Raw genomic sequence first — 14,626 nt, 5'->3', positions numbered from 1 at the left:
TTCAGTACGAAGAAGAAAAAATCGACACGCACGCTGACGGATACCCGCTACTGGCGCATAGTAAGTCCCCCCAATTATGGGGTACGCAGCCATTTCTCTACAGTCCGCTATAAAGAATCCGTTGACAACCCTGTGGACAAGTCAAACTAGAACTGCGCCGTGGCCTGCATTCCGACCGTCACTCGCGAGGTCGGAAACCCGCTGGGTTTGTAGACCGGCGTCCCGGCGAACAGGTCATAGGACAGACCAGCGAAGCGTGCAGGCAGACCACCGCGGACGCCGATTACCGCACCCGCGAGTTGCGTCCCCGCCAGATACGTTGTGTTCGGTCCGAACACGCAGCCATAGTCGATCCCCGCATATAACGCCTGCCCCGTCTGTCCGATGGGCCATTGCAGTTCGTTGCGCCAGTAGAAACCTTTCTCCGCCGCCAGCATGGTCTCTCCGTTGAAGCCACGCACTGTGTAACGGCTGCCGATGGTCAGATCGTCCAGATAGAAAAGCGTGTCATGGGTGAATTGACCATGGACGGTCGTAACATAGCGGAAGCGCTGTTGTGCGACAGCAAAGGGCACCGACAGGTTCGCGTCGAGTACCGCCATGTGGTAACGGTACGTGGGGCCGGCCGGATACGGGTCGGGCGTCGCACCAAGCCCGCTGATGCCCTGCCGATACGCAAGGGTGCCGTCGAACTGCGACGCGCCAAAGTAATGCCGGTCGGTCAGCCCTGCTTCGATGAACGTGTTGTTGCGCCGCTGCTGCGGGATATCGGTGTCATCAATGAAGCTCTCACCGAAACGCTTCGATAGCTGAAACTCCATGCCGAATACGTCGCTCTTGCTACGCCTTAGTACACGCGCGAGCCTAAGCGCGGCTGTCTGCGAATTGCCGCTCGACACGAACGTCTGGTTTACGCCGGCGATGCTCTGGTAGTAGGTGTTCGTGTTGCCGGACAGCGTGGCTGTCCAGTAGCCCCAAGGCACGGAATACGAGCCGTTGAAGCCATGCGAGCCGAGCGATTTGTTGCCGAACGACAGGTCCTGGTTTGCGCCGATTGTGAACACGTCGTTCAGGCCAAGCGGGTTGTCAATGCCGAGGCTCAGGTTGCCTTGCCACTTGCCGGTCGCATCCGTGCCCGAATTATCGACTGATGCAACCAGGCTCCAGGGCTTCGAGCGTTTCACGGTCACGACGACATCGCTTTCGCCCGGTGTGTCGGTCGGCTCGATCTTCATGTCCACGTCCTGCGAGGCGACGCGCTTCATCTGCTCCAAGCCCTGTTCAAGGTCGCGCAGATCCAGGAGGTCGCCGTCGCGGGCAGGAAAAGCGGATATCAGGGTGCCACGCGTCTCAGGGTCGGCAAAGCGGAGTTGATGCACGACGCCAGGAACGAGGGCGAATGCCAGCGTGCAACCGGACAGGTCCTGCTGCGGGACGAGCACGCGCGTGGTCACGTAGCCGCGACTCAGGATCGCCTGCTGCAGCCCCTTTGTCAGCGTGTCAATGCCGGTCTTGCCGACGCATTGCCCTTTGTAGTGGTCGAGCCATTCGCGCGCAAATGCGAACGGGTCCAAGGGTAAGGCCGAAGCTCCCTTGCTGCGCACGGTATTGGGGAGTGTCGTGGGGACGTCGAGCGCGAATGTGCTGATGCGGAAGCATGGCGTTTCGGCTGGCAGCAGCGGATAGCCGTCGAATGTGGCGATGGCTGAGCGTACGGCGGGCGCCTGCAGGTCGGCTTCGCGTCGTTGTGCGTCGCGTTGCTGCTGGACTTGCTGGTTCTGCTCGGCGTTGGCGCGTGCGGCGGCGGCAATGTCGGGCGGAGTAATTTCGACCGCCTTCGCAGGGAACATCGACATCACGCCGAACAGGCACCATAGCAACTGCGAGATGATGTATTTGCTATTTTTATTGCCCAATACGCCGCGAACGCCTGGGTGCGTTGCACTGTTCAGTTTTTTACTTCTGTAATGCATGAGATTCACTGTTGTTGAGTTGCGCGAGAAGCTGTGCGGCAATCAGGCCGTTTGCCGTATCGGATATGTGGTCCCCGTAGCTATAGAGATACTTCCCGTTCCTCGCGATCGGACATGTGCCCTTGGAGACGTCACAAAGGATTGGCGTGGGGTCGAAAACAAGCAGATCGGAATATGCGGCCTGGAGCTTTGAAACAATCGCGCGATACTTTGCGGTAGCGGCAAGGTGTGCGTTATAGGCGATCGTGCAATGGTCCGACTCCACGCCGGTCTTGTGCAACGAGAGCAAGGCACGCACCGCCGCAAAGCCCGACAGTCGACGATCCATGCATCCTCGAGGATCGGGCAAGGTTGGGTTGTCGATCACAAGAACGACCCGCTTTCCAGCTCGCTGAAGGGCCGTGATTGAGCGGCCTAGCCCATTGAATGCTCCGTCCGGGTCTGCGGTCTTCGCCGCACTGTCGACAAAGCGCGGATCAATCAGGTCACGTGCTGCTATCCCTAGCACCACGAGCTTCAAGTCTCTATTGCCGAGGATCGCTTCAAGCGCAAGACGGTCTGCACTTTCGCAGACCTCAGGATCGTCCTTTACCGCAGGGTTGAACTGCGCCACGCCGGTCAAAGGTGCACAACTCGCACGTGCAACGAGCGTCCAACGTTGGTCAGCGTTCGAGGCACGAACGAGCCCCCAATACAGCGAATCCGCTTTGCTGTCGCCCCATACGACCGCACGCGGCTTTTCCCGCCGGTCTTCTGCACAAAAGTCGAATAGATGCTGACTGGTCTTCGGAACACCGCATTCGGGCCTGGTGAACTCGTGTCCCGCACCAAGCGTAGCGGTATTTACGTCCGCAGTTGAGCTATAGCCTTTGCGGAACACTAGCCCGTCCCGTACGTACGTCATGCCACCGACGTAAGCGATCGCCGCGAGGAGGACACACGGAACGACAACCTTGGACCAGTGCGGCTTGCCGAATCGAACAGGATTTTCGATGGTGGCACAGGTCAGCCATGCAAGCACAACCGATAATGCAATCGCTCCGATGCGTACATGTGGCTCTGGCGTATCGCCCGCAAGGATTGTGGCGAAAGAGAGCAGCGGCCAGTGCCACAGATAAAGCGGATAACTGATTTTTCCAATCCAGACAAGAGGCGGGCAACCGAGCACTTGAGTGTTGAACGCCGTGTTGCGACCCGAGATCAGCAACGCGGTGCCAACGACTGGTAACAGCGCCCACCATCCTGGAAAATCCATGCTGCTGTTCAGCCCGAACATCGCAGCCACGCAAAGCACCAGCCCGGCAACAGACTTCCAGTTCTCGTGAGGCCCATCAACTGCAAGTTGCGTCTGGCTCGACCACGCGAGCAGTGCTCCCGCAAGCAGCTCCCAAAAGCGGCTGATTGGTGAAAAGAACGCCGCCGCCGGATGATGCGATATCAGCGCGACGTTTACGCCAAACGAAATCACCGCACCTGCTACGATGGCCCCCAATAGATTGGCGCGACGCCTGTGCACTACCGCAAGCACTAACGGCCAGATTATGTAGAACTGCTCTTCAACGCCGAGCGACCACAGATGGAGGAGCGGTTTGGTCTGCGCCGCCACGTCAAAGTATCCGGCTTCGTTCCAGAACGCCAGGTTCGCAACGAAACCCGACCCGGCCAATATGTGTTTGCCGAGCTGCTTGTACTCGTCTTTGAACAGGGAGTACCAGCCAAGCGCGTAGACCGCGATGAGCACCGTCACGAGGCTCGGGAAAATGCGCCTGATTCGACGGATGTAGAACTTTCCTATACTAAATTCGTCCGTTTCCAGTTCGGCAAGCAGAATGTTCGTGATGAGGAAGCCTGAGATCACGAAGAAGATGTCGACGCCGATAAAGCCACCGCGAAGCAGGGATGGGAAGGCGTGGAAGATAACAACTGCTAGAACGGCGACGGCGCGCAGACCGTCAATGTCGCGGCGGTATTTTGTTGCATCGGGGATGGTTGTGATTCTGGTTACGGCGGTGCTCATTGTTTGGCTCGGGTTTTGGGGGCGTTTGGCGGCATTTGTTTCACTTGATTAGCTCAATTTATTCGCATTACTAATTAATTAGAATAAATTAGCTTCTATACGATCTTTGGCTTGTGTTAGTGACGCGTTCGGCTGTGAATCAGCCTATGTGTGAAACTGCCAACTCTCAGTGCATGAACTCGTATGAACCGATAGCGGTACCCATCCGAAAGTGCGCACTCATTTCTTTGGACACCACCCGCTGCACCAGATGTCTCGTTCTGTTCGCTGATACCAAGGTGCCACACAACGATTTTTGCGTCCGGCTTCGCCATCGCGCATTTGTCAGGATGCAGTTGCCAGTTATAGCGATCCACCGACAGTTTGATTTTTTGGACCATGTTAGTCCTTGATCCATGGGCCAAACGTTGCAGGATCGTCACTCAACATGCCGGCTTTGCGCAAAGGCTTCGGCAAGTGTTTTACAAATATCGGAAATAGAACAACGAATGCCGGGAGACCAATCAGCAGCATTGATGCGTTGTCCCCCAGCTTGAATACTATCCGGCAGAGCCCTGCGACGAGAAACGACCAGAAACCTGCGCTGAACGTGGATACCACACATACCATTAAACAGATCTGCGACGTCGCATAGAGTCTTTTCCAGTTCATTTCTTATCACCAGCATTTCGAACGTCGTTGATGACAGTTACTCCCTTTGTGCCAATCCCAAAAAGCAGAATCGCTTGGGTCGTACCATAAGGCGCAGCCTGCCCAATGAATGGTATGAGCGTATTGTTGTTGATGCGCGGCACGGTGACGTCAAACATTGAACCAGAGCGATTCAGGCCGTCTGCCGTACCCATCTTAAGCGAAACAGGGGCTCTCAACGCCATAGCCGCTGCCATAAGGTTCAATCCATCATATGCCGTATCACCCCACGTCGGACTAAGCAGATTGAACCCATATCTCAACGGATTCGCCGCTGGTGCGCTGATGCCGTTGTATCGGTTGTACAGTCCGTCAGCGCCTTCTGCCATATCGCTAGCACCGAATGCAGCAATCGGAACACCTGCCGCGCATCCAAGGCCCGATGTGCAGAGTCCCACGCCAGTTTTCGTGGTGACTCCGCCAAGAACCACCTTGGCCGCGTCCTTCGCCGTACCCAACGGATCGCTCTGCACCATGTCCGCGATCTTCTGCGTCGGCGTGTAGTCGAACAATCCGGCTTCCTTCTGGTTGCTCACCCATTGCAACTCTGGCCCGAGTTGTGACGCTTCAAGCTGGCTCACATAATTCGAGTTGTACTGGTCGCTCCCCTGGGGATACTCGGCCCAGCATTTCACCACGTAGCAAGCCGCCTGCGTCAGCTTTTTCTCTTCCGCGCTGTCTCCATTGGCCTGCTTCGCAATGGCCTGCTTTTCATCCGGATGCAACTGCCGATTAAACCGATCCACGTTGTACCCCGAGAACCCACCCGCATCCCCGCCAACCGCTGCACCGGCGCCAGTCGCAATCACATTCGCCACGATGTTGCCAAGCGCCGTATTCATATCCGGGTTGCCAGTCGGATTCGATCCAGCGATAGCCCCGCTCAATTCGTTCAGCCTGCCGGCCGCAATTGAAGCGATTCCCGCACCCGCAGCACCACCGAGCGCGTTTCCGCCAGCAAGGCCGGTCACAAGCGCAGCGCCTGCAGCCTGCATTTCCGCCCGATACGCGCCACCTTCCGCCCACGCCGGATCGCCTGTGGCCTTGGCCTGCGCATCCGCAAAATCACCAATGCGCCGCGACACCGCCTCGCCCGCCACACTCGCCGCCGCCATCATGTCGGCCTGGCGATCCAGCAGATTATTCACGTCCGGCAATCTGGCAACCGTGCCGTTCGTGTTCGACGTATCCCGGTTCAGGCTTGCAATATCCTGCGTTTGGGCGGCTACATCGGTGACACTGATCGTGCCCGCGCTGATTCCGCTACGCGTCGTCGCGCTGTCGCTACCGCTGTCGTTCTGGCTCAACATCGGCGCACCGCCGCCCGTATTCTTGCCTGACGTATTGCTATGGGTGCTGTAGTTCGCACCGCCGTCACCCGTCGTCACACCCGCGCTGAATCCGCCCGAATGCGCGTCGTAGCTCGACTGGTTCTGGATATCGCTAAAGGTCAGCGTCCCGGTGGACAGGTTGTTCTTTGATGCATCCGCATCGCTCGCAATCACCGCACCCTTGAGGTCGGTGTTGCCCTTGACGCTGACATTAAAGCCGCCGTCGCCCGCCTGGATGCCGGCCTGTTCGTTCACACCCGCATAGCTGCCGTTTGCGTTCGCGTTGGTATGACTGAAGCTCGCGCTGCCACCGCCCTGGCTGATCGCAAAGCCCCCGCCCGTGCTCTCCTGATGGGCGTTGCTCGACATCGTGTCCTGCACGCTAGCGATGTTCAGGTTGCCGCCAACATCGGCGTTCACCTGACGGCCGTTGACGTTCGAGCCGATGATGTTGGTGTCGCCGCCTGAAATGATCGTCGCAGTATTCGCTGCCGTCACATGCGTATTGTTCTGCACGGCGGCATCGCTGTTGCCGTTGCCGTGCGCCTTCGACATCGACGCATCGACACCGAAGCCCTGCGTGCCATACGAGATGCCCACGCTCGCGCTGCCCGATTCGTTCGTGCTGCGTGTCGAATCGGTGTCAGTGGTGTTCACGAGATTGACCTGGTTCCTTGCCGCGAGGATTACGTCATTCGCGTTCACATTCGAACCTGCGATCGTCAGGTTGCCGCTTCCCGGCATGCCATCACCGGTTGCGGCAAACGCAGCCGTGCCACCGGCCGCGACGTTTGACCCGCGATGGGTCGTACTGTCCTCGGTGTAGGTGGTCTTGCTATGGCTGCTGCCATAACTGAGTTCGATCTTTGCCGATGGCGTCTGTCCGTTGGCAAGCTCGCCCAATGCAGCATCTGCAGCGCCCACCGCATCAATTGCACCGCTCGCCGCCGCCATGCCGTGCAGCGCGGCCGCGCGATCGTCCTGGCCGCGGCGCGCCGTGTGCGCCTGGTCAACCGTATTGGACACCGCGTCAATCACCGGCGCCTTGATCGCGAGCGTAAAGCCGCTTTGTTTAACCTCGTGCATCTCGTCGTGGTGCATCGTATCGACGGCCGAGTCGATCGTGACATTCGCGCCCGTGCCCGTGACATTCTGCGCGGCGATCAGATCGCTGCCCGTCACATGCAAATCCTTGCCTGCAGTGATGTTCAGACTGCCATTTAGCGAGCCGATCGTGCTACCGGTGTTCGTGACCTGAGTGGTGCTGGCCGTGTCGGTTTGCGTCTTGCTGCCTACCGAAATACCGATCCCGCCACCTGTGCCGAAGCCGGACTCGTGCTTCTGGTAGTAGCTCGATGTGCTCTGCGTATCCTGCGACGTCGTGATGTTCACGTTGCCCGCTGCGGCCAGATTCACGTCATTCGTACCCGCAATGCTGGAGCCTTTGACGTTCAGGTCCTTGCCTGCGCTCACCGTGACCGTATCGCCGGACACGGTGCTGCCCACGCCGATGTTTGCCTGCGTGTTCTGCATCGTGTCGGTGGTCGAGCCATGCACGAAGCTGCCACGCTTCGATTCGGTAGCCAAGTAGGAATCGTGCTCTTCACGACCTTCGTTGATGGTCACATTGCCTGTGCCTGCTACGGTTGCCGCACCGTTGCCTGCGGCCAGCGACGAACCCGTAAGCGTGACGTCGCCCTTGGCGGAGTCCGCGCTCAAGGCCGCAAGCATTGCATTCCCACCCGCACTAACATTCGTCCCCACCGCCTGTTCGTCATAGCCACGGTCCACCTGCTTGCGCGTCTTATCGTCGGTCGCGACATTGCTGTATGTCGCGGTGTTGGTGACAGTCGTCGCCGTCAGGTTGCCGCCCGCCACAACCGCCATGTCGCCGCCCGCGCTAACGGTCGCCCCCTTGAGCGTCGTATCGTTGCCGCTCTGCATCGCAAGACTGCCGCCAGCCGTGATTGCGCCAGTCTCGTTGATCGTGCTGGACGCCTCCCAATGATGGCCGGCATTCTTCGTGACCGACTGCGATGTGTTCGACTGCACGGCGTCCACGGTGATGTCATGACCCGCAGCAATCTGCGCGTTACCGCCCGCAGCAATGCTCGCACCGTGTACAGCCAGGTCATTGCCTGCTGCCACAAGCAGATCCCCCGTCGACGCAATCGTGCCCTGCGCACCCAGCAGCGTCTGGCTGACCTTGCTGTTACCCGCTGCCGAGCTGACGCCAATCGCATCCACCAGCGTCGTATTCACGACGTCATGACCGGCAAGCACAGCTACCCGGTTGCCCGTGATCCGCCCCGAGGCGTTCACCACGTCATTGCTCGCCGAAACCACGGTCGTGCCGCTATCCGTGCTGCTGCCAATCGAGCCGCCCCGGTTCAGGATATTGGTCGCGCTGACCACGGTCTGCGTACCACCCTTGATGACACCCGAGTTGATCGCACTGCCTGTGGCGTGAATTTCCACATCGTCCGCGGCAATCAGCGCACCGGTTGGCTGCAAATCGTTCGCATGGGTATGAGCCAGATAGACGACAGGAGCCAGCACCTGCTGCGTGCTGCCATCCGGCAGCGTGACGCTCTGGCGGACCAGCCACACGATATCGCTGGTAAGCGCATCCATCTGCGCAGCAGTCAGCGCCATGCCCGGTTCGAGATTGAATTCCCTCGCGACGTTCACGCCGTTATCCATCAGCGCGCGATACTCATCCTCGTTGCTCGTGTAGCCCTGCAGATAGACACGGCCCGTCAGTTGCGTGATCTGGTTGCGCACCATCTGCTCTTCATACACTCCATCGCCGAGCCGCTTGATGGTCTTCGATGGGTCGAGTCCGAGTGCCCCCAGCATGTAGTCGCTTGAAATGAAGCTCGCGTAGCTGGTCAGCCGCGGATCGGTGACGATCAGATACGACGCGCCGGGCGCCGTGTTGAGCGTGTACAGGCCGCCTGGCGGCAGGGTAATGCTGAGCGCGCCACCCGGCCCCGCGATGGACTGCGGCGCGTTAACGGTCTGAGTCTGACCGGTTGCGAGGTTGACGGTTTGTGCCCCGCCGCCGGTGATGCCACCAACCGCACCATTCGCGCCAAGCGTGCCGCCCGTCGCACCAGTCGCGGAGTTTGCCGCCACCACATTCGTGTTGTTGATATCGGTTGCGTTGATCTGCACCGCCTTGTTCGCGATGATCGTGCCACCCGTGCCGCCAATCGCAACCGGAGACAGGACAATCGACGGTTCAACCACCGTGCCGACATCGCGCGAAATGTTCTCGTTCCATGCATAGGTCGAAACGATGTCCTGCTTCTGGTACTGGTAGAGCGTCTGGCCAGTATTGTTGACGAGCGTGCCGCCGTAGTTGCCGCTCGCCACATCGCCGCCGGCATCGGCACTGCCGATCTGCATGGAGCCGCCTGCGCCGATCGCGCTGTACGCGTTGTTCAGCGTGCCAACGTTGGCAAGCACCAGGTTGCCGCCTGCCATGATCTGCGCTTGCTGCGCCTGCGGTCCGGTTACCTGGTCCTGCTGCGTGGTGGTGGTCGTGTCGCGTGCGATCTCGACGCGCTGGTAACCCTTGTGGGCATCGTTACGCGATGCATATTCGGTGGCGGGGTCGTAGTTGACGTTCGGGTCGTAGCCGTCCCAATAGCTAATCGTGATCGTGCCGTCAGCGTTGGTGGTCAGCGTGTTGTACCAGATCGTCTGCGGCTGGCCATTGACGTTCACCACCAGCATGTTATCGGTAGCGCTCGGACCGGAAGTCTGCGACACGACATCTGAACCGGAAAAGGTCGCGTTGACCGGTGCGATATAGCCGTTGTCCCATACCGATTGCGTGCAGGATGTATGCGAATCTGGACCGGTTGTCGTGCAGGGTATGTACTTGCTGCGCTTGGTCTGGTGAACCGTATCGACACCGGTTGTCACGGTCTCGACCGTAGGCGCGGGGCGCGTGTTCGTCAGCGTCTGTGTGGCGACCTCGATATTGCCGTCTGCCTCGATGGTGGATTGGTCATTGGTGACCGAGTTGCCGCGCTTAGCGAGTACACCGTTAGCATCGCGCGTTGCGTCTGCGGCAATGTTAATGTCACCAAGACTGAAGATATTCGCGCCACCCGTGTTCGAGATGTCGCCGGGCGAATACAGGTTCACCGCAGAGGCGGCTGCGATAGCCGCCGCTGGACCCGTGTTGGCGATTGAACCAGCGTTCAGCGTGACCACATTGCCGACAATCGTAGCCGTGTTGATCAGCGACGCGCTATGCGTCGTCACCAGATCGCCCTCAATACGGCCTTCATTGGTGATCGCGTTCGCGGCATTGACCGTTGTGTCTGACGAGTTCAGATCCGCACCGGCCTGGTTATCCACGTTCGCTGCGTTCACCGTCAGCGCGTTCACCGCGCCAAGCGTGCCCTGATTCGTGAAGGTGCCCGCCGCAGTGAACGTCAGGTTGTTGTTGGCCTGAATCTGGTTGGCGCCCGTGAGCGTGTAGTCTCCGTTGATGGTGACCGCGCCATCGTTACCTGCAACGATCCGGCCGTCGCCGGAAAGCTGGTCCGTCGTGACGCTCAGGTTCTGGTCGCTGCCGATCGCGCCGTTCTGGTTCGCAAGCGTGCCGGCATTGACGGATACCGAGCCTCCGCTACCTGCATCGTTACCGATCCGTCCCGACGTGTTGTCGAGCGAGACCGCATTCAGCACCATCGCACCGTTGCCGTGAATCGAGCCGCCCGCATTGATGACGCCAGCGTTCGGACCGTTGAGCGTGACGTTGTTGGCACCCGAAAGCGTTGCGTTGGTGTTGTCTGCAAGCTGGGCGATATTCAGCGCGAGGTCATGGCCCGACACGAGTTGCGCGCCGTTCGTGTTCGACAGCGTACCCGCATTCACGGTCACGTCACCATTGCCGCCAATAGTGCCTGCGCCAGCGACGCCACCTGTGTTGCTGTTCGTGACGGTAGCCGCGCTGACAGTCGTCGCACCCGATCCCGTGTCGGCGATCCGGCCGTTCGTGTTGTCCAGCGATGCGCCCGAGACGGCCAGCGCTGCACCCATGCCATCCGCCTCGATCTGCCCGCCTGTGTTGTCAATGGCGCCTTGTGCCGACACCAAGACGTTCCCGTTGCCCTGAATCAAACCCGCCCGGTTGTCGAGCGTGCTGGCGGACTGCACCGTGGCTGCCCCGCCCGCCGTGATCGTGCCGCCGGCGTTACCGATGCTGCCGCCCGATACCGACACGGCGCCGTTACCGCCAATCAGGCCGTTACCCGTGTTCGTGACCGCACCGCTGGCGCTGAGCGTCGTCGCGCCGGTGCCGCCGTTGGCGATGGAGCCGCCATCGTTGGCAACCGATTGCGCGGAGACCGAGAGCGTATCGTCCGCCTGGATCGTGCCGCCTGCATTGTTCAGCGCACCCGTGTCAGTCACCGAAACGGTCTGTGCACCCACATAGCCGCCCGCGCTGTTGTCCAGTGAGGCAATCCGGAGCGCCGCGCCTGTCTGTGCGGCCAGCGTGCCGCCCCGGTTCGACGCGGCGCCCGACCGGACATCGAGCGCGCCATTCGTCGCAATCGTGCCGCCGTTGTTTGAAAGCTTGCCCGCATTGACCGACAGCATGCCGGTGCCGGAGCTGGCAATCGTGCCGCCGTCGTTAACTAGTGCAGCAGGGCCGAGCGCGAGGTTCTCGCTGCTGGTCTGGAGCATGCCGCCCGTGTTGTCGAACGTGCCGGTCACATCGACAATCGTCGCACCCGTGCCGGTCTGCGTGATGCTGCCGCTCTGATTAACAAGGTTCGTCGCATGCAGTGCGAGCTGGTCAGCGCCAATATTGCCGCGGCTGTTGTCGAACGCCGCTGCAGTGAGCGTCACCAGACGACCAGCCGCGATGGTGTTCGCGTTCGTCAACGTTGAACCTGCGGACAAGGTGACGTTACCGTTCGCCGCCAGCGTGCCGCTGTTGAAAAGGGTCTGCGCCGCGCTGGCAATCAGCGACTGCACAGCCGCGATTGAACCCGCGTTTGCAATTTGCCCCGCCTGCACGGTCACATTGCCGTTGCCGCCGATGGTGCCAACCCCGGTACCGCTCGCACCGTTGTTCAGGAGGCCGACCGTGTTCAGCGTCAGGCCATCCGCACCGAGCGCTGCGACATGGCCACCCGAGTTGTCGAGTGAAGCGGCATTGACGGAAAGCGCACCCGCGGCCTGCAGCGTGCCGCCCTCGTTCGACAAGTCACTGGTTACCGCGACGTTGAGCGTACTGCCCGAGACGATCTGCCCATTGCGATTGGACAGCGCCCCCGCAGTCACGGTCTGCGCACCGCCTGAGGACAGAGCGCCAGCGTCGTTGATGAGCGTCCCGGAGGCGTGCGCGTCCAGCGCGCCGCCTGCCGTCGCGGTTGCGCCCGAGAGATTCAGGTCGCCGCTGCTGGCAACAAGCGCCAGCGAGCCGTAGGCCGACGTGCTGCTGCCGGCCAGACCAACCGTCGACCCGGATACGGCGGCGTTTCCGCCCGCCGCATTGCGTCCGGTCGCAGTCAGTGTGCCGTCGGCCGTCACCGACAGATCGCCGGATTGCGCGAGACTGCCGTCGACGTTCACGCCCGCACCGAGCGTGCCGGTCGATGTCACACTGCCGGCATTGACACTCGCATTCTGCTGCGCCGCGAGCACACCGCTATTCGTGAACGCGCCAGGTGTGTTCGCAATGACATTCTGCTGCGCGTAGGTCGTGCCGCTGTTGTCGATGCCATCGCGCGCGGACAACGCAACGTTACCGCTCGCGTTAGTCTGTCCGGCCAGGATGAGCGTGCCCTGTGTGGTCAGTGTCAGGTCACCCGACTGGGCGGCCAGCACGCCTCTGTTAGACACGCCCACACCCTGTTCCGTGCCTACGAGCACGATACGATTGGCGTACATGCCACCAAGCTGGCTCACGTCGATGGAGACGCCCGGCGCCGGGCCATCACCCGCAATCGGCGTTGCATTGAGTGTGTCATGGCCGATGCTGTTTGCACCGGTCACGACATTCAGGTTCTTCGCATAGATTGCGGCGTTCGCCTGTACGGCGCGCGAAAGCAGGTCAACCTGGTCGGTGTCGCCTGCATTGAGTCCCGTGCCCTGGATGCTGATGTTGCCGCCGGTCACGTTGAAACCCGAGAGCGAGCCGTCCGCTGCGAAGTTCGGTGTGCCGGTGGTCAGGATCGCGCGCGACGTGTTAATGAAGCCGCCGCCATTGACGGAAATCCCGCTGCCGTTCGCGATGACAACCTCCGCGCGCTGGCCCGCAACCTCCAGATGCCCGTTGATCTGGCTTGCCGCGCTGCTGTTGACCTGGTTGACGATAACGCGCGCCGACTGGCCGGGGCCGAAGTTCGGATTGCCGTTTATCATGCCCGCCTGCTGCGTCTGCACGATGGCGGGCGAGTTGTTCAGGATCGCGCCTTTCTGCTGAACATCGAACTGGCCGTACGTGTTCATCGAGACACCCGCGCCCGAGGGCCGGTTGATGTTCACCTGATCCAGCCCGTTCTGTGTCTGGACGACGCCGGGGGCGTGCGCGCCGCCCGGAACGATCTGTGCACCCGCCAATGAAGGCAACGCGCCAAGGAGCGCGAGCGCGGCCAGCGTGATCTGTCTCTGCGTGCTCAGTGTGAATAGCGCGGCGCATGATGAAAAAATTACACCCTGTGATTTTTCGCTGCGTACCGTGGTCTGCCCCGCTTCCTTGCCCGCTGCCGTGGCGCTCTCTTCGACGGCTACAAGCATGCCTCTCAGTCGGCTGTACACCAGCCTGTATGTTTTCCGGTTCATTCTTTTTGCTTCGTATTACGGATTGCTAACGGACCGTAAACTAGCGGATATCGAACCGGGGAAATGTCAAAATTCGCAAAAGGTGCGGCGCTACAACGTTTGCATCAAATCGGATTGATCCTATCGTGCGTTATCGCGATATGGCATAGCCCGCGCGGGATGGATTTATCCACAGCTTTGCTTGATAAGGCTGTGAATAACTTTCTAGCAAACAATCCAAGTGATTGATGCACCAGCGATTGTTAAAGAGGCATCAAGCGTATGCAGCGCTTCGCCGCACACATTGGCAAACGCGCTTCTACTGCATTGCAAAGGTGATAAGCCTGAGCAACGCGCCCCTCACCGCTGCGCAACAAAAGGTGAAAACAAAGCGAGTTAGACACCGCACCTCTTCGTCACCATGCGCGATTCCCGAATAGTCTCACCTTTGCGTGCAGCCACGGCTAATCAGCATTCCCAGGCATGCCTTCAATTAGCTGACGCCATACGATCCAGCCGGAGCGGCACATTCCAGCTGGATGTGCCGATGCCGGTTGATCCTCCCGAATATCCTCACCTTTACCCGTCCACATCAGGCCGAAACATAGTGCGGTTTTGTTTCACAATCGCCGCGCTGCCACTCGCTTGCGCCTCCCGAAACGCCGCTTCTCACACCTCGCTGTCGCCCCGTTTAACCATCGTTTGCAATTCATTCACGCCCAGCCAACGGCCCTCACCGGAGAATACGTAACGCCGCACACGTCTCGTTACAAACCGAGAGAGCTTGTCATATGCGCCCTTCCTAGAATGCGCATGTGCCA

At 60.1% G+C, this 14,626-nt stretch carries 4 protein-coding genes; all 4 read right to left on the bottom strand.

Going from position 1 to position 14,626, the window contains the following annotated elements; all coding sequences use genetic code 11:
• Window positions 1-146: 146 nt before the first annotated feature.
• Entirely contained in the window at window positions 147-1,856 is a 1,710-nt protein-coding gene (locus FFS45_RS31080) for a ShlB/FhaC/HecB family hemolysin secretion/activation protein (RefSeq protein WP_137958475.1), read from the bottom strand.
• 100 nt (window positions 1,857-1,956) lie between these two features.
• Window positions 1,957-3,990 (bottom strand): acyltransferase family protein, encoded by a 2,034-nt coding sequence (locus FFS45_RS31075; protein WP_137958471.1) that lies wholly within the window; start codon window positions 3,988-3,990, stop codon window positions 1,957-1,959.
• Window positions 3,991-4,408: 418 nt separating this feature from the next.
• Window positions 4,409-4,657: a hypothetical protein gene (locus FFS45_RS31070; protein ID WP_137958470.1), complete on the bottom strand. Its 249-nt coding sequence runs from the start codon at window positions 4,655-4,657 to the stop codon at window positions 4,409-4,411.
• Window positions 4,638-13,826, bottom strand: coding sequence for a hemagglutinin repeat-containing protein (locus tag FFS45_RS31065; RefSeq protein ID WP_137958469.1), 9,189 nt, complete (start codon window positions 13,824-13,826; stop codon window positions 4,638-4,640). Before FFS45_RS31065 ends, FFS45_RS31070 begins: the two co-directional genes overlap by 20 nt.
• Between the last annotated feature and the right edge of the window lie 800 nt (window positions 13,827-14,626).

This window comes from Burkholderia sp. 4M9327F10 (assembly GCF_005503145.1).
Classification (GTDB): Bacteria; Pseudomonadota; Gammaproteobacteria; order Burkholderiales; family Burkholderiaceae; genus Paraburkholderia.
This window is presented reverse-complemented; position numbering and strand designations above follow the sequence as displayed.